This window comes from Streptomyces sp. NBC_00385 (assembly GCF_035917155.1).
GTDB classification, from domain to species: Bacteria; Actinomycetota; Actinomycetes; order Streptomycetales; family Streptomycetaceae; genus Streptomyces; species Streptomyces poriferorum.
In genome coordinates, this window is the sequence record NZ_CP107951.1 from 5865364 (window position 1) to 5882387 (window position 17024).

Sequence of the window (17024 nt, forward strand, 5' to 3'; positions counted from 1 at the left end):
TGAGAGTGAGATCCGCGTGTACGCCATCGTGCGCAGCGGTGGTCGCCAGCACAAGGTTGCTGTCGGCGACATCGTTGAGGTTGACAAGATTCCCACCGCCAAGGTTGGCGACACGGTAGAGCTCTCTACCCTGCTCGTTGTCGACGGCGACGCCGTGACCAGCGACCCGTGGGTGCTTGACGGCATCAAGGTCCAGGCCGAGATTGTGGACCACCACAAGGGCGCGAAGATCGACATCCTTCGCTACAAGAACAAGACCGGCTACCGCCGTCGCCAGGGTCACCGCCAGCAGTACACGGCGATCAAGGTCACCGGTATCCCCGCGGCTGCGAAGTAAGGGACTGAGGAGACATGGCACACAAGAAGGGCGCATCGTCCACCCGGAACGGGCGCGATTCCAATGCTCAGCGGCTCGGCGTGAAGCGCTTCGGCGGTCAGGCCGTCAACGCCGGTGAGATCCTGGTCCGCCAGCGCGGCACCCACTTCCACCCGGGCACGGGCGTCGGCCGTGGCGGCGACGACACGCTGTTCGCCCTCGCCGCCGGTGCGGTCGAGTTCGGCACGCACCGTGGCCGCAAGGTCGTGAACATCGTTCCGATCGCCGGCTGATTTTCGGCGCTCGTCGAGCGGTATGACGTGGAGGCGGACCTCACTTCCTGATACGGGAAGTGGGTCCGCCTTTCGCGTGTTGCTCCTACAGGGGCGCACGAGCGAGACATTTCTGCACGTATGTAACTGGAGGTTCCACCCATGACCACCTTCGTGGACCGCGTCGAACTGCATGTCGCCGCGGGTAACGGAGGCCACGGCTGTGCCTCCGTTCACCGTGAGAAGTTCAAGCCGCTCGGCGGCCCGGACGGCGGCAACGGCGGCCGTGGCGGCGACGTGACCCTGATCGTCGATCAGGCTGTCACCACGCTCCTCGACTACCACCACCACCCCCACCGCAAGGCCACCAACGGCCAGCCCGGCGCGGGCGACAACCGCACCGGCAAGGAGGGCCAGGACCTGGTCCTGCCCGTGCCGGACGGCACCGTCGTCCTCGACGGCGCGGGCAACGTGCTGGCCGACCTCGTCGGCCAGGGCACGATGTTCATCGCCGGCCAGGGCGGCCGCGGCGGCCTCGGCAACGGCGCGCTGGCCTCCGCCCGCCGCAAGGCCCCCGGCTTCGCGCTGCTCGGCGAGCCCGGTGAGGCCCGGGACGTCGTCCTGGAGCTGAAGACCGTCGCCGACGTGGCGCTCGTCGGCTACCCGAGTGCGGGCAAGTCCTCGCTGATCTCGGTCCTGTCGGCCGCCAAGCCGAAGATCGCCGACTACCCGTTCACGACCCTCGTCCCGAACCTGGGCGTGGTCACCGCGGGCAGCACCGTCTACACCATCGCCGACGTACCGGGTCTGATCCCGGGCGCCAGCCAGGGCAAGGGCCTCGGCCTGGAGTTCCTGCGGCACGTCGAGCGCTGCTCGGTACTCGTCCACGTCCTGGACACGGCGACGCTGGAGTCCGACCGCGACCCGGTCTCCGACCTCGACATGATCGAGGAGGAGCTGAAGCTGTACGGGGGACTGGAGGACCGGCCCCGTATCGTCGTCCTCAACAAGATCGACATTCCGGACGGCCAGGACCTCGCGGACATGATCCGTCCCGAGCTGGAAGCCCGCGGCTACCGCGTCTTCGAGGCGTCCGCCGTCGCGCGCACGGGGCTCAAGGAGCTCTCCTTCGCGCTGGCCGGCGTCACCGCCGAGGCGCGTGCCGCCAAGCCCGTGGAGGAGGCCACCCGCATCGTCATCCGGCCCAAGGCCGTGGACGATGCCGGGTTCACCGTGGTCCTGGAGGACGACGGCATCTACCGGGTGCGCGGCGAGAAGCCGGAGCGCTGGGTGCGCCAGACCGACTTCAACAACGACGAGGCCGTCGGCTACCTCGCGGACCGGCTGAACCGGCTGGGCGTCGAGGACCAGCTGCGCAAGGCAGGTGCCAGGGCCGGCGACGGCGTGGCCATCGGCGCCGAGGACAACGCCGTGGTCTTCGACTGGGAGCCCACGGTGACGGCCGGTGCGGAGATGCTCGGCCGCCGCGGTGAGGACCACCGTCTGGAGGAGCCGCGTCCGGCGGCGCAGCGCCGTCGTGACCGTGAGACGGAGCGCGACGACGTCAGCAAGGAGTACCAGGAGTTCGATCCGTTCGCGTAGGACGGATGTGTGGGAGGCGTGTCCCCGTACCGGCTTCCCGGTGCGGGGACACGCCTCTTTCGCCGGCCGGGCGATCGGGGCGGCTGAGAAGTGGATTCGGTATGCCGTCGTTGTCCGTCCGTTCAGTTCAAGGTTCGATAAACTCTGACTTCCCACACAACCCTGTGCACCTCCTGTCCGTCTTCCTTGTGCGAGGGCAGCGCCTGCCCTCGCAACGCCGAGGGGGTAGGGGAAGCGTGAAGGTGTTATTCACGCGAGGCCGCCCGGGGACTGCCGCGAGCCGCGGCCCAGCCGAAAGACGCAAGTGAAGATTTCATTTCTGGTGCGCGACCTCTGCCACATGGGCGGAGTGGTCAGTGCCACACAGAACCTGGCGGGCGCGCTGGCGGCCCGGCACGAGGTGGAGATCATCGCTCTCCGCAAGGTGCGGGACGAGTCCTACTTCCCACTCGACCCGCGGGTTTCCGTGCGCGCGCTGACCGATCTGCGCAAGCACTCGCCGATGTCGGATCTGGACGACCCGCTGATCGAGGTCTTCCCCAAGGTCTACCCGGTCGACCCGGCCGAGAAGAAGCCGGTCGTCAGCCGGCTGGCCGAGCTGCGGCTCCTCGAGTTCCTCGCGACCACGGACTCCGACGTCGTGGTCAGCTCCAGCCCGCGGAACACGATCATGCTGTCGTACGCCGAGGGCGACTATCTGCGGGTCACGCAGGAGCACTCGATGCCCTCGATCTACGCGAAGTACTACCAGGGACGGCTGTTCAAGGCGTACCACTCGCTGGACGCGCTCACCGCGCTGACGCCCGAAGAGGTCGAGAGCATCGGCAAGCTGGTGCCGGGCGTACGCAACCGGCTGGCCGTCATGCCGAACTGTGTGCCCCCGGCCCCCGTGCAGTCCAAGACCACCAACAAGGTCATCATCGCGGCCGGTCTCCTCAAGGAGAACAAGAACTTCGCGGCGGTCGTCGAGGCGTTCGCCACCGTCGTGGCCAAGCGTCCCGACTGGCGCCTGCGGATCTACGGCGGCGGTACCGAGAAGGCCAACCTCCGCAAGCAGATCGAGAGCCTCGGCCTGCACAACACCGTGACGCTGATGGGACCGGCCGCCCCGGTGGCGCCGGAGTTCAGCAAGGGCTCGATCTTCGTGCTCCCCTCCAAGCGGGAGGCGTTCGGCAACGTGATCGTCGAGGCGATGGCGGCCGGACTTCCCGTCGTCAGCACCGACGCCAACCACGGCCCGCGCAACATCCTCACCCACGGCGAGGACGGACTCATCGTCCCGCGCGGCGACACCGCCGCCATGGCCGAGGCCCTCCTCGAACTGGTCGAGGACGACGAGCGGCGCAAGCGCATGGGGGAGGCAGCCGTGCGCAACGCGGTCCGCTTCCAGGAGCCGGCCAGCTGTGCGCGCTTCGAGGCGATCCTGCGCGACGCGGCCGCCCGCCGGGCGTTGCCCACGACCGCGACGGCGCAGGTGGATACCCTGGGATCGGTCCGCATCGACGTCGGCACGCTGCCCGCGGAGGCCCACGGCGCCGAGATCGCCTGCCGCAGGGTCGGGCGGAACCCGGCCGAGGAGCGGTTCGCGATCGCGCCCGACGGCAGCGCCGTGGTGCCCTGGCACGACGGGCTGCCCGAGGGGACCTGGGAGCTGTCCGTGCGCACCCCGGACGGCAACGAGGTTCCGCTCACGGTCGACGGCTACGGCTGCGACGTACGGGATCTGCTCAACGTCCAGCTGCCCCGGGAGAACGGCGCCCCCGCGCTGGAGTTGCTGCTCCCGCACCGGGGTGAGATGGACCGTCTGCGGATTCGCAGTGTGGTGCGCGACGCCCACCTGGAGATAGACGCGCTCGCGGTCGACACCGGGACCATCCAGTTGGAGGCCGCCGCCTGGGGCGTGACCCTGGGCCCCGGCGCGGTCCTGGAGGCCGTGCACCGCAAGGACAAGGACAGGGTGCTGTCGTTCCCGGCAGCGGCACTGGAAGACCGACGGATCACCGCCTCGGTCGACTGCGCCGCGCTGGTGGCCGAGCACGAGGGGCCCGAGCAGATCTGGGACGTGTGGCTGCGCCCGGCCGCGGGCGCGGACCGCGTCCAGGTCGGCAAGCTCGCCACCGACGTCCTGGCGCCCATAGGAGTGTTCACCTTCCCGCGCCCGGTGATCCGGATCCTGCCCGATCCCAGCAGGACGTTGCTGGCGAAGGTGGGGCGCCGGGTGACCCGGACGCTGAACGGCGGCAAGCCGGCGCCGCGCCCGGTCACGAAGGTCGAGATCCGGCCGTACTACACGGCTCTGTCGCAGCTCGCCTTCAAGACGGTGGACGTCGCGCCGTAGGGCGGCGTGGACAGAACGAAGGGGCGGGCCCGGAGATCTGATCTCCGGGCCCGCCCCTTCGGCGTGTGCGGCTACTTCTCCTCGGTGAGTTCCGTGGCCTGCTCGATCATGCGGTCCACGACGCGCTGCGAGGCCCGGCCGTCGTCCAGGTCGCAGAACAGGTGGTGGAAGCGGTCGAACCGCTCGCCGTACTCGGGCCACACCGTGTCGATGTTGATGATCGAGTCGATGAGCTCGGAGGACGTACGGACCAGCGGGCCGGGCGAGTCCTTCTCGAAGTCGAAGTAGAACCCGCGCAGCGTGTCGCGGTAGTGCTCCAGGTCGTACGCGAAGAAGAGCATCGGCCGCTTGAGGTGGGCGTAGTCGAACATCACGGACGAGTAGTCGGTGATCATGATGTCGGACGCCAGATACAGGTCGGCGATGTCCGGGTACTCGGAGACGTCCCAGACGAAGCCGTTGCCGGCGCCGGGCACCTGGTCCACGACGTTGGAATGGCGCCGGATCAGCAGGACGTACTCGTCGCCGAGGCGGCGCCGGGCATCCTCCAGGTCGAGGCGGAGGTCGAAGGAGTACTGCCCGGCCCGGTGCGACTGGTCGTCGCGCCACGTCGGCGCGTAGAGCACCACCTTCTTGCCCTCGGGCAGCCCGATCCGCTTCCTGATCTCCTCGGCGAGCTTGACCCGCTCGTCGGAGTACAGGTAGTCGTTGCGCGGGTAACCGGCCTCGAGGATCTCCCCGTCGTAGGAGAAGGCACGCTTCAGGATCGGCGTGCTGAAGCGGTTGGAGGAGACGAGCATGCTCCAGTTCTTCGCCTCGAGCTCCAGACGCTTCTGGTACTCCTTGTCGAAGTGGAGCGTGTCGATGTCATGACCGATCTTCTTCAGCATCGTGCCGTGCCAGGTCTGGACGATGACCTGTCCCGGACGCCGGACCACCCACTCGGGAAGGTGCGCGTTGGTCACGATGTACTTGCTGGAGGCCAGCGCGTCGAACCACTCGGTGCCCCACATCCGGACCTTCTCGGCCGTCGGCGGAAGCTCCACCTGGCCGTCGCGGACCGCCCACAGGTGCTTGAGGTCGGCACCCCGGCGCACCAGCTCCTCGTGCATGGCACGCGGGCTGTCCGAGTACTGCTTGCCGTTGTAGCTCAGGTAGAACACCTGGTCGCGCAGCGGCTCCAGGCACTTGGCGTCGTACACCTCACGGCGCAACTGGGCCTGGCGGAACGGGCCGCGCTCCACATCGGCCAGCTCGGAGCGGCAGTTGAGCTGCGGGAAGTCGTGCCAGCGGGCCTCGAGCCAGTACCGGCGGCCCTTCAGCGTGGTGTGCAGCGGGAACTGGTCCGAGGCGAGCCGGTCAATGACGAACTCGACGTCCGGACCATCGGCCTGGCGGAGGAAGAAGTTCCACCGGCCGGCCTTGAGCGGAACGGTGCCCTGGGCGCCACCGCCCAGGGTCGACGGGTCGAAGGCCGTCTCGTACGTCCCGTCGGCGGCCCAGTTGACCGGAACCAGGCGCTCGTCGAACCGGCCCTTGGCCTTCAGCAGCAGCTCGGAACCCACGAGGTGCAGCGGTGCGTGACCGGACAGGACGAGCTTGCCGTCCCGCTCGCTCGCCCGCGTCATGACGGCACGCTCGGTCTGGCCGCGGAACTTGAGGTAGCCGTTGTGGCCGGCGATGACCGCCAGCTCGTGACGGCCCGCCTGCCGGCCCATGCTCGCGGGCAGCTGGAAGCGCGCGTCCTCGATGCCCTCCTGGACGACGGGGCTCAGCCGGCGCGGCTCCGCGGTCTCGTCGGGGCCGGAGACCATCAGGGCGGTGGACCAGTTGCGCACCCGCGGCTGGGCGTGACCTTCGGTGCTCTCGGCGGTGACCAGCGCGATGTCGGTGAGCGGCACCTCGACGTCGAAGGCGCTGGTGCCGTTCTGCTCGGCCCCGACGGTGACCGGGTAGCGCCGGATCTCGCCGCTGGACTGGTTGGAGACGTGCAGGGCGACGGACGCGCCGCTCTCCAGCGGGGTGCGGATCTCACCTCGGATCACGACCCGGTCGCCGTCCAGCTCACGGCCGGTCACCAGCGCGTCGACCCGTTCGATGCGCAGCTTGAGCGCGGCACCCTCGACGCTCGGCAGCATCCGGTAGTTCTTGTCGAGCCACTGATAGGGCGGGAAGTTGGCGGCGCTGCCGCCGTTCGACTGGATGCCCCGGCGGCGCAGGAGACCGGAGCTCATGACGATCACGCCGATGTGCCAGATGCCCTCCTCCCACTGCCCGTTGTGGCGGAGCTTGGCGGGATCGAAGGAGAACTCCCAGCCGGACCAGTCGTAGTTGTAGCGCTTCTGCCACGTGTCCGACGTGCGTCCCGGGCGGAAGACGTTCTTCGCGGGGAAGATCAGACGGCGGCGGGAGCCGCCCTTCTTGATCTGGATGAACTTGGCGGTGCTGCGCCGGTTCGGGATGTCGATCTTGTCTATCCAGGCGTCGCCGCTCAGCAGCAGCTTGCCCTTCTGCCACTCCACACCGACCAGCGGGGTCCTGAGCTCCAGGTCCTTGTCGATGCGCAGGGTCTTGCGGGAGAGCGTGACACCGCTGCGGTCCAGGGCCTTGAACCCGGCGTACTTGCGCAGGAAGCCGCTGACCTCGACCGGCTCACGGCGCCGCTGGTCGGCGAGGAGGTCGATCAGCTCGGAGATCGCGCCGCGGCGCACCAGCGCGTACTGCACGCGCAGCACGGCCGGCAGCTCGTCCAGGACCTGCGGATCGACCTGGTCGAGGTAGCGGTTGGCGGCCACGAGGAAGGCCTCGCGGTACTCAACGTCGCCGTCCGGCACGACGTTGAGGAAGATGCGCAGGTCGTCCCGGAGCACGCGGGCGTCGTACTCCCGCTTGAACTGGGCCCACTGGGGGCCGGGGCGGTCGGCGAGGAACTGGGTCACGGACTCACAGGCGGCGACGCGGTCGCGGACGCCCTGCGGGTCGGTGCGGCGCTGGGTGATGGACGGGGCGGCCTCGCCCTCGCGCTGCCGCCAGTAGTAGACGGGCTCGCCGATCAGGTCGATGGCGTCGGCCAGGTAGTGGGCACGCAGCACCACGGCGCTGTCCTCGTAGAGCACGCCCTCGGGGAACGCGAAGCCGTTCTTCTCCCAGAAGGTGCGGCGCCAGACCTTGTTGCAGGAGATGCGGTCCGCGACGAGCTTGGGGTACTCGGAGATGTGCGTGCGCTTGCGGGCCTCGCCGGCCAGCATCTTGAGGAGCGGCACCTGCCAGGACCGCTCGCCCTTGACGTGGAACACGTTGCCGGTGGCGAAGTCCGAACCGGTGTCGTCGAGGCTGGCGACCATCATGCGGTAGGCGTCCGGCGGGATGACGTCATCGCTGTCGAGGAAGGCGAAGTACTCGCTCTCCGGCGCCATGTCGGCCAGGCCCGCGTTGCGGGCCGAGCCGAGGCCGCCGTTCTCCTTCGTCACCAGCCGGAAGCGCGGGTCGCGCTCGGCAAAGGCGGCGGCTATCGCAGCCGAGCCGTCGGTGGAGCCGTCGTCGACCATGACGACTTCCAGGTCGGTGAAGGTCTGTGCCTCCACCGAGTCGAGGCAGGCCTCGAGGTACTCCTCGACGTTGTACACGGGCACGATGACACTGAGCCGGGGGGTCATGTTTTTCGGCATTCCTTTCGGGTCAGACCCGCTCGACCAGTTCGAGCGCCTGGGTAGGGGACGGTGCCGGAGTGCGCTCGGCAAGCGGTGTGACAGGGAGTGGTTCCTCTTCGCGGAGGAACACGGTGCGTACGACGCGCTCGGCCGCACGGCCGTCGTCGAAGTCGCAGAAGCGCTGACGGAACGCGGCCCGGAAGGCCGCGGACCTCTCGCTCCGCCACTCGTCGGAGCGGAGGATATCGGTGAGCTGCGCCTGGGTGGTGGCCACGGCCCCGGGAGGCTCGGCCATCAGGTCGAAGTAGCTGCCCCGGACGACCTTGTACGTGTCCCAGTCGTCGGCGAAGATCACGATCGGCCGGTCGAGGTTGGCGTAGTCGAACATGGCCGACGAGTAGTCGGTGATCATGGCGTCGGCTGCGAGGTAGAGCTCCTCCACGCACGGGTGTGCGGAGACGTCGATCACCCGGCCGCTGGCCTGGAGCTCGGCGAGCCTGCCCGTGGGCTTGTAGAAGTAGTGGCCGCGCACCAGCAGGGTGACGTCCGGGCCCAGCTCCTCGGCCAGCTTCGCGAGGTCGATCCGGGGCGAGAACTCCTTCTGGTACTCGCGGTGGGTCGGCGTGTACAGGAAGACCTTGGAACCGTCCGCCGCACCGAGCTCGCGGCGGGCCCGTGCCACCTCCTCGGCCCCGGCGTTGATCAGGACGTCGTTGCGCGGGTAGCCGGTCTCCAGCGAGGTGTAGGAACACGGATAGACCCGCTCCCACACGGTGGTGGAGTGGCGGTTGGACGTGATGCTGTAGTCCCAGCGGTCGCAGCGCCGGAGCAGATCCGCCATGTCCATGTTCGTGGACGCCGGGTAGTCGGCCTGGTCGAGGCCCATCGTCTTCAGCGGGGTGCCGTGATGGGTCTGCAGGTGGATCTGGCCCGGGCGCTTGATCAGCGAGTCCGCGAAGTTCACGTTGTTGATGAAGTACGTGCCGCGGGCCAGCGCCGTCCAGTACTCGCGGGAGCCGACGACGGCCACCTCCACACCCTTGGGGACCCGGCTCACATGCTCGGCGCGCACGGTCCAGACCCGGCGGATGTGCGGGGCCAGCCGGGCCAGTTCGGCGTCGATGGCCGCGGGGTTGCACGCGTAGCCGCGGCCCCAGTAGGCGGAGAAGACCGCGAGGTTCTCGTCCAGGGGCAGCCGCAGCTGCGACTGGTAGATCATCCGCATCGCGGCCCGCTTGGCCCGGCTGATGCTCCGGGTGTTGCGCGCCCGGGCCCGGGTGCGCACCTGGTTCGCCCGGGTGACACCGGTCAGTGCCGGATAGGAGTCCCTGCCGAGCATCGCGTACTGGTAACCGAGGGCGCCGCCCGGACGTTCGAATCCCTCGGGCAGCCGGCGGTTGTAGTCGGCGGCCGCACGGTGGAAGAATTCTGCCCGCGCATTCCTGGGGAGGCGGCCCGGCTTCTCCAGCACCGTGAGGTAGTGGTCGACCATTTTACGGAAAAGGACGGGGCGCCAGGAATCGAATTCCGGATGCTCGTCCAGATAGGTGAAGACGCGGTCGTACTGGTCGAATACATCGAAATGCCTGCGGCTGACGGTGTCGAGGATGTTTCCGCCCTCGCGTCGCTGCCGGTGGAGCACGCAGACACGGTCGAGCAGCGCGATGCTTTCCGCCGTGACCAGGGTGGTGTACGTCCAGGGCGCGTCCTCGTAGTACCCGGACGGGAAGCGGAACCCGTGCGCCTCGACGAAATCGCGCCGGTAGGCCTTGTTCCAGACGATCTGCAGCAGGTCGAGCAGCGCGGGCCGCTCCGACAGGGGGAACACCGCGGGCTCGGCGCCGCCGAGGAGATCCGCCCGCCGGCCGGGCAGCAGCCGGCCGTCCCAGAAGCTGCGCGCGTAGTCGTGGACCAGGATGTCGGGGTCGTCGGTCGCGTCGAGGCGTCCGGCGATGCCGCTCAGCGAGCCGGGCGCCAGGGTGTCGTCACTGTCGAGGAAGAGCAGGTAGTCGCCGGTCGCCAGATCCATCCCGGCGTTACGGGCGTGGCCCGGCCCCACGTTCTCGCTCAGGTGGAGTACGCGCACCCGGGGGTCGCGCTCCGCGTACTCGTCGAGGATGGCGCCGGAGCCGTCCGGCGAGCAGTCGTCCACGGCGACGACCTCGAAGTCGGTGAAGTCCTGCTGCAGCACGGAGTCGAGGCACTCCCGAACATACCCCTGCACGTTGTACGCAGGCACGATGAGTGTCAGTCGAGGCATCCTTCACCAGTCCAGAGAGCTGTCTGCAGGGTCTGTGCGCAGGCACCGATTCGCACCGCGGAATCGTGGGGGAGGGCCTGAGCACCTGAACAGCGTAATTGATCGACATCCACCCGCCGTGGCCTTGTGTTTGCCCCGGCTTCATCCATGACTGTCCGGCTTCACCCGCGGTGTTCCCCGGGTGTCACTCCATGCACGGCTTCATGTCGCACGATAATACGGTTGACGGCTATTTGTCTGATTCGATTTCGCGTGCACGTAAGGTGAACCTGTCGACGGAGCGCGCACGGCAGCACCACGTACAGAGGGAGAGACGCACAGAATGACCTGGATGGTTACGGGCGGGGCCGGATACATAGGTGCGCACGTCGTGCGGGCGATGCTCGCCGGCGGACTGCGGGTGGTCGTGTACGACGACCTCTCCACGGGGAACGCCGCGAGCGTGCCCGACGGTGTGCCCCTGGTCACCGGCAGCGTGCTGGACCGGCCGGCCCTGGACGCCGCGATCCGTGACCACACCGTGACGGGTGTGGTGCATGTCGCAGGCAAGAAGCAGGTCGGCGAGTCCGTCGAGCGCCCCCTCCATTACTACCGGGAGAACGTCACCGGTCTGGAGGTGCTGCTGGAGAGCATGGTCGCGGCGGGAGTCGACCGGCTGGTGTTCTCCTCGTCGGCCGCCGTCTACGGCATGCCCGACGTGGACCTCGTCACGGAGGACACCCCCTGCGCGCCGATGAGCCCGTACGGGGAGACCAAGCTCGTCGGCGAATGGCTGATCCACGCCGCCGCCCGGGCCCACGGACTGCGCTGCGCGTCCCTGCGCTACTTCAACGTCGCCGGTGCGGCCTCGCCCGAGCTCGCCGACGCCGGCGTGTTCAACCTCATCCCGATGGTCTTCGAGCGCCTGGAGGCCGGCGAGGGCCCGCGGATCTTCGGCGACGACTACGCGACGCCCGACGGCACCTGCGTCCGCGACTACATCCATGTGGAGGACATCGCGTCCGCCCACCTCGCCGCCGCACGCCGGCTGGAGGGGGCCGAGCCCGGCACGGACCTCACGCTGAACATCGGCCGCGGCGAGGGCAGCTCGGTGCGCGAGATGGTCGACCGCATCCTCAAGGCGACGGACCACGGGGACATCACGCCAGAGGTGGCCCCCCGCCGTGCCGGTGACCCGGCTCGCGTGGTCGCGGGCGCGGACCGGATCCGCGCGGAGCTTGGCTGGTCGGCCCGGTACGGCGTCGACGAGATGATCGAGTCCGCCTGGCAGGGCTGGCGGCTGCGCCACCCCTGAGGCCTCTCGTTTGGATCAGGCCGGGCTCGCGGGGTCCGGCCTGATCCAAACGGAAGACCCTGGGGCCTCTGGCCGAGAGATAAGCGAAATGCGGAGAATTCGATATCGAGTTCGACATCACGCGCCGGTGTGACGCATTTCGTGAACCGACGGGAGCGGAAAGAGGCGGAATGGTTACGGGGGGCCGTCGCTTTTCCTCCGGACGAGTCGGTAAGCGGGTCGGCGCAGCTGTTTCGCCGCGGATGAGCGGACGGACCTGACTAAGGTCACCCGGTAGGTCGCAGCTGCGACAGGACCGCCGACTCATCGTGGGGCAGATCAGTGAAGGCTCTCGTACTTTCCGGTGGGGCAGGCACCCGGCTTCGTCCCATCACTCATACCTCGGCCAAACAACTGGTCCCGGTGGCGAACAAACCGGTGCTGTTCTACGGGCTCGAAGCCATCGCGGAAGCCGGTATCACCGAGGTCGGCATCATCGTGGGCGAAACCGAGGAGGAGATCCGTGCGGCGGTCGGCGACGGATCCCGGTTCGGCATCGACGTCACCTATATCCCGCAGTCCGAACCGCTCGGCCTCGCCCACGCGGTCCTGATCGCCCAGCGCTTCCTCGGCGACGACGACTTCGTCATGTACCTCGGCGACAACTTCATCGTCGGCGGGATCGCCGGACTGGTCGAGGGATTCTGCGCGGACCGGCCCGACGCCCAGATCCTGCTGACCCAGGTGCCCGACCCGACCTCCTTCGGCGTCGCCGAACTCGACGGGGACGGCAGGGTCGTGGCCCTGGAGGAGAAGCCCAAGGAGCCCAAGAGCGACATGGCGCTCGTCGGCGTCTACCTCTTCACCAAGGTCATCCACGAGGCCGTCCGTTCCATCCGCCCGTCCTGGCGCGGCGAGCTGGAGATCACCCACGCCATCCAGTGGCTGATCGACCAGGAGCGCGACGTCCGCTCCACCACGATCCGCGGATACTGGAAGGACACCGGCAACGTCACCGACATGCTGGAGGTCAACCGCACCGTGCTGGAGACCGTCGAGCCCTGCACCCGCGGCGCCCACGTCGACGACGAGAGCGAGATCATCGGCCGGGTCCGGATCGAGCCGGGTGCCCGCGTCACCCGCAGCCGGATCGTCGGCCCCGCCATCATCGGCGCCCGCTCGGTGATCAGCGACGCCTACGTCGGACCGTTCACCTCGGTCGCCCACGACTGCCGGATCGAGGACAGCGAGATCGAGTACTCCATCGTCCTGCGGGGCGCCTCGATCGACGGCGTCCGCCGCGTCGAGGCCTCCCTCATCGGCCACGAGGTCGAGGTGACCCCCGCACCCCGGAGCCCCTCCGCCCACCGACTCGTCCTCGGCGACCACAGCAAGGTGCAGATCTCCTCATGACGAACCACCTCCTGGTGACCGGCGGTGCCGGCTTCATCGGCTCCCACTACGTCCGTACGCTGCTGGGCCCCGACGGCCCCGGCGACATCGCCGTGACCGTGCTCGACAAGCTCACCTACGCGGGCAATCCGGCCAACCTCGACGCCGTGCGCGGCCACCCCGGATTCTCGTTCGTCCAGGGCGACATCTGTGACGCGGAGCTGGTCGGAGGCCTGATGGCCGGACACGACCAGGTGGTGCACTTCGCCGCCGAATCCCATGTGGACCGCTCCATCGACGGCGGCGCCGAGTTCGTGCGTACGAACGTCCTGGGCACCCACACCCTCGTCCATGCCGCGCACCTGGCGGGCGTCCGGACCTTCGTGCACATCTCCACCGACGAGGTCTACGGATCGATCGACGAGGGCTCCTGGACCGAGAGCGAACCGCTCGCGCCCAACTCCCCGTACTCCGCCTCCAAGGCGTCGAGCGACCTGATCGCGCTGTCCTACCACCGCACCCACGGACTCGACGTGCGGGTGACCCGCTGCTCCAACAACTACGGGCACCACCACTTCCCCGAGAAGGTCATCCCGCTCTTCGTCACCCACCTGCTGGACGGCCGGCCGGTCCCGCTGTACGGCGACGGCGCCCACGTCCGCGACTGGCTGCACATCGACGACCACGTCCAGGGCATCGAACTCGTCCGCACCAAGGGCCGCGCGGGCGAGGTCTACAACATCGGCGGCGGCACCGAGCTCTCCAACAAGGAGCTCACCGGACTGCTCCTGGAGGCGTGCGACGCCGCATGGGACACCGACGTCGTCCACGTCGAGGACCGCAAGGGCCACGACCGGCGCTACTCCGTCGACTGCACCAGAATCCGCGAGGAACTCGGCTACGAGCCCCGCAAAGACTTCCGCACCGGGCTCGCCGAGACCGTGCGGTGGTACCGCGAGAACCGCTCCTGGTGGGAGCCGCTCAAGGAGAGGGCCGCCCTGTGAGCGCGCGCTGGCTGGTCACCGGGGCCGCGGGCATGCTCGGGCAGGACCTCGTGGCCGCGCTCGCCCACCAGGACGTCACCGCCGTCGCCGCTGACCGCACGGCCCTGGACATCGCCGATCCCGGCCGCGTCCGTGAGATGTTCGCCGCCCACCGGCCCGCCGTCGTCGTCAACTGCGCGGCCTGGACCGCCGTCGACGACGCCGAGAGCCAGGAGGACGCCGCCCTGCGGATCAACGGCACCGGCCCCGCCGTCCTGGCGGCGGCCTGCCGTGAGCACGGCGCCGTCCTGCTCCATGTCTCCACCGACTACGTGTTCGCCGGGGACGCCGCCCGCCCGTACCCCGAGGACGCCCCCACCGACCCGCGCAGCGCCTACGGCCGCACCAAACTCGCCGGCGAACGCGCCGTGCTGGAGACCCTCCCCGACACCGGCTACGTCGTGCGCACCGCCTGGCTCTACGGCGCGGGCGGCGCCAACTTCGTCCGCACGATGATCCGGCTGGAGGGCGCCAAGGACACCCTCGACGTGGTGGACGACCAGCGCGGACAGCCCACCTGGACCGTCGACCTGGCCGCGCGGCTGGTCCGGCTCGGACAGGCCGCGCTCGACGGCACCGCCCCGGCGGGCATCTACCACGGCACCAGCGCAGGCGAGACGACCTGGTGCGGCTTCACCCGGGAGATCTTCCGGCTGCTCGGCGCGGACCCCGCCCGGGTCCGGCCCACCACCAGCGGCGCGTACCCCCGCCCGGCCCCCCGGCCCGCGTACAGCGTGCTCGCCCACCACCGGTTCGCCGCCGCCGGGATCGAGCCCATCCGGGACTGGCGCGCCGCCCTCGGCGAGGCGTTCCCGGCGCTGCTCGCCGCGGAACGCCCCCTGATCAGCGGCCGGCCGGGCTGAGCGCGGGTTCCCCCGCCCGGAGCCGCGCGTAGTACGCCTCGCACTCCGCGTACGAGGGAAGCAGCCCCAGCTGCCCCGCCTCGGCGAGCGACGGCGCCGCGGCGTCCTTCCCGGACAGCAGCGGCACGATGTCCGCGGGCCACTCGATGCCCAGCTCCGGATCGAGCGGATCGATGCCGCGCTCGCGCCCGGGCGCGTAGCCCTCGGAACAGAGGTAGAGGACGCCCGCGTCGTCCGTCAGCGCCATGAAGGCGTGACCGAGCCCCTCGGCGATGTAGACCGCCCGGTGATCGGTGTCGTCGAGACGGACCGCCTCCCACCGTCCGTACGTGCGCGAGCCGGCCCGGACGTCCACGATCACGTCGAGAACCGCGCCCCGTACGCACTTCACGTACTTCGCCTGACCCGGCGGCACATCGGCGAAGTGGATCCCACGCAGCGTGCCCCGGCGGGACGTGGAGAAGTTGGCCTGCGCGAGCCCCAGCCCATGGCCCGCGGCCTCCCCGAGATCCGAGGCCCTGAACCACTCGTGGAAGCTCCCGCGGGAGTCGGGGATGACCTCGGGCTCGTGCACCCAGGCCCCGGGGATGGAGAGCTGGCGCATGCGATCACGTCCTGTTCCTGGAATTCGCCGGGTCTTCGGCGGTGGAGCCGCCACCCCCTGCAACGAGTCGCGGGGCGGAACGGATACGGAACGGTACGGATGCGGACGAAGCGGGGTCCACGGTGCGGAACGTGAAGGCGCCGATTCCCGTGCTCGCGTAGATTGCAGGGTCCAGCGAGGCGAACCATGGGGGATGCACGTGTCAGGGGCCAGGCAGGGCGTCACGGAGGCCCGCAGGATCGTCGTCAAGGTCGGTTCCTCCTCTCTCACCACCGCCGCGGGAGGCCTCGACGCCGACCGGGTCGACGCACTCGTCGACGTACTCGCCAAGGTGCGCAGCGGCGGCGAGCGCGAGGTCGTCCTCGTCTCCAGCGGCGCCATCGCTGCCGGACTCGCCCCGCTGGGCCTGCACCGCAGGCCCAAGGACCTGGCCAGGCAGCAGGCCGCCGCCAGCGTCGGCCAGGGGCTGCTCGTCGCCCGCTACACCGCCTCCTTCGCCCGCTACGGCGTCCGTGTCGGCCAGGTCCTCCTCACCAGCAACGACACCAGCCGCCGCGCCCACTACCGCAACGCCTACCGCACCCTGGACCAGCTCCTGGACATGGGCGCGCTGCCGATCGTCAACGAGAACGACACCGTCGCCACCGACGAGATCCGCTTCGGCGACAACGACCGGCTCGCCGCGCTCGTCGCGCACCTGGTCCGCGCCGACCTGCTGATCCTGCTCTCCGACGTGGACGGCCTCTACGACGGCGACCCGAGCATCCCCGGCACCACCCGCATCGCCGAGGTCACCGGCCCCGCCGATCTGGCCGGGGTCAGCATCGGGAGCGCCGGCAAGGCGGGCGTCGGCACCGGCGGCATGGTCACCAAGGTCGAGGCCGCCCGGATCGCCACAGCGGCCGGCGTCCCGGTCGTCCTGACCTCCGCGAGCCACGCGGCCGACGCGCTGGCCGGCCGCGACACGGGTACCTACTTCCACCGCACCGGACGCCGCTCGGCGGACCGGCTGCTGTGGCTCGCCCACGCCTCCACCCCGCAGGGTTCGCTGACCCTGGACGACGGGGCCGTGCAGGCGGTCGTGGAGCGCCACAGCTCGCTGCTGCCGGCCGGGATCGCCGCGGTCGAGGGCGAGTTCACCGCGGGGGACCCGGTGGAGCTCCGCGATCTGCGGGGCCGGCCGGTCGCCCGCGGCCTCGTCAACTTCGACGCCAAGGAGATCCCGCAGCTCCTCGGACGCTCCACCCGTGACCTGGCCCGCGAACTCGGTCCCGCCTACGAACGCGAGGTCGTACACAGGGACGATCTTGTCGTTCTCGACACCTGACGAACCCCTGAAACGGCTGAAAGTCCAGCCTCCGGGCAGAGACCTTCACGAAAACCGCCCCAAGCCGGGCCGCGGACTGGTCCA

General features: G+C 69.5%; 12 protein-coding genes. 9 read left to right on the forward strand and 3 right to left on the reverse strand.

Translation table 11 applies throughout. From position 1 onward, the window contains the following. Positions 1-16: 16 nt before the first annotated feature. From rplU to OG959_RS26225, 4 genes are all read left to right on the forward strand, one after another. Positions 17-337 (forward strand): 50S ribosomal protein L21, encoded by a 321-nt coding sequence (gene rplU, locus OG959_RS26210; protein ID WP_018551604.1) that lies wholly within the window; start codon positions 17-19, stop codon positions 335-337. Between the two features lie 14 nt (positions 338-351). After that, positions 352-609 (forward strand): 50S ribosomal protein L27, encoded by a 258-nt coding sequence (gene rpmA / locus OG959_RS26215; protein WP_018103204.1) that lies wholly within the window; start codon positions 352-354, stop codon positions 607-609. Positions 610-750: 141 nt separating this feature from the next. After that, a complete protein-coding gene (gene obgE / locus OG959_RS26220) occupies positions 751-2190 on the forward strand; it encodes a GTPase ObgE (RefSeq protein ID WP_326662285.1) in 1440 nt (479 codons plus the stop codon). 304 nt (positions 2191-2494) lie between these two features. Next, on the forward strand, positions 2495-4528 hold the full coding sequence (locus OG959_RS26225; protein WP_326662287.1) for a glycosyltransferase: 2034 nt from the start codon (positions 2495-2497) through the stop codon (positions 4526-4528). A 71-nt stretch (positions 4529-4599) separates the two neighbouring features. On the opposite strand, the gene OG959_RS26230 is transcribed toward OG959_RS26225, so the two are convergent. Then, the gene (locus OG959_RS26230) at positions 4600-8184 is read right to left on the reverse strand and encodes a bifunctional glycosyltransferase/CDP-glycerol:glycerophosphate glycerophosphotransferase (RefSeq protein ID WP_326662289.1); all 3585 of its coding nucleotides are present in this window, start codon (positions 8182-8184) and stop codon (positions 4600-4602) included. Between the two features lie 22 nt (positions 8185-8206). After that, entirely contained in the window at positions 8207-10438 is a 2232-nt protein-coding gene (locus tag OG959_RS26235; RefSeq protein WP_326662291.1) for a bifunctional glycosyltransferase/CDP-glycerol:glycerophosphate glycerophosphotransferase, read from the reverse strand. Between the two features lie 322 nt (positions 10439-10760). Between OG959_RS26235 and galE the strand changes: the two genes are divergently transcribed. From galE to rfbD, 4 genes are all read left to right on the forward strand, one after another. After that, positions 10761-11732, forward strand: a complete 972-nt coding sequence (gene galE, locus OG959_RS26240; RefSeq protein ID WP_326662293.1) for a UDP-glucose 4-epimerase GalE — start codon at positions 10761-10763, stop codon at positions 11730-11732. A gap of 321 nt (positions 11733-12053) precedes the next feature. Further along, the gene (locus tag OG959_RS26245) at positions 12054-13124 is read left to right on the forward strand and encodes a glucose-1-phosphate thymidylyltransferase (protein WP_326662295.1); all 1071 of its coding nucleotides are present in this window, start codon (positions 12054-12056) and stop codon (positions 13122-13124) included. After that, positions 13121-14107, forward strand: a complete 987-nt coding sequence (gene rfbB / locus OG959_RS26250) for a dTDP-glucose 4,6-dehydratase (protein WP_326662297.1) — start codon at positions 13121-13123, stop codon at positions 14105-14107. The genes OG959_RS26245 and rfbB overlap by 4 nt, the downstream gene beginning before the upstream one ends. Beyond that, entirely contained in the window at positions 14104-15009 is a 906-nt protein-coding gene (rfbD, locus tag OG959_RS26255) for a dTDP-4-dehydrorhamnose reductase (protein WP_442805630.1), read from the forward strand. The genes rfbB and rfbD overlap by 4 nt, the downstream gene beginning before the upstream one ends. On the opposite strand, the gene OG959_RS26260 is transcribed toward rfbD, so the two are convergent. Further along, on the reverse strand, positions 14990-15613 hold the full coding sequence (locus OG959_RS26260) for a dTDP-4-dehydrorhamnose 3,5-epimerase family protein (protein WP_326662299.1): 624 nt from the start codon (positions 15611-15613) through the stop codon (positions 14990-14992). The genes rfbD and OG959_RS26260 overlap by 20 nt on opposite strands. A gap of 199 nt (positions 15614-15812) precedes the next feature. Here OG959_RS26260 and proB point away from each other — a divergent pair, with 199 nt between their 5' ends. Continuing rightward, positions 15813-16940, forward strand: a complete 1128-nt coding sequence (gene proB / locus OG959_RS26265) for a glutamate 5-kinase (protein ID WP_326662301.1) — start codon at positions 15813-15815, stop codon at positions 16938-16940. Positions 16941-17024: the final 84 nt, after the last annotated feature.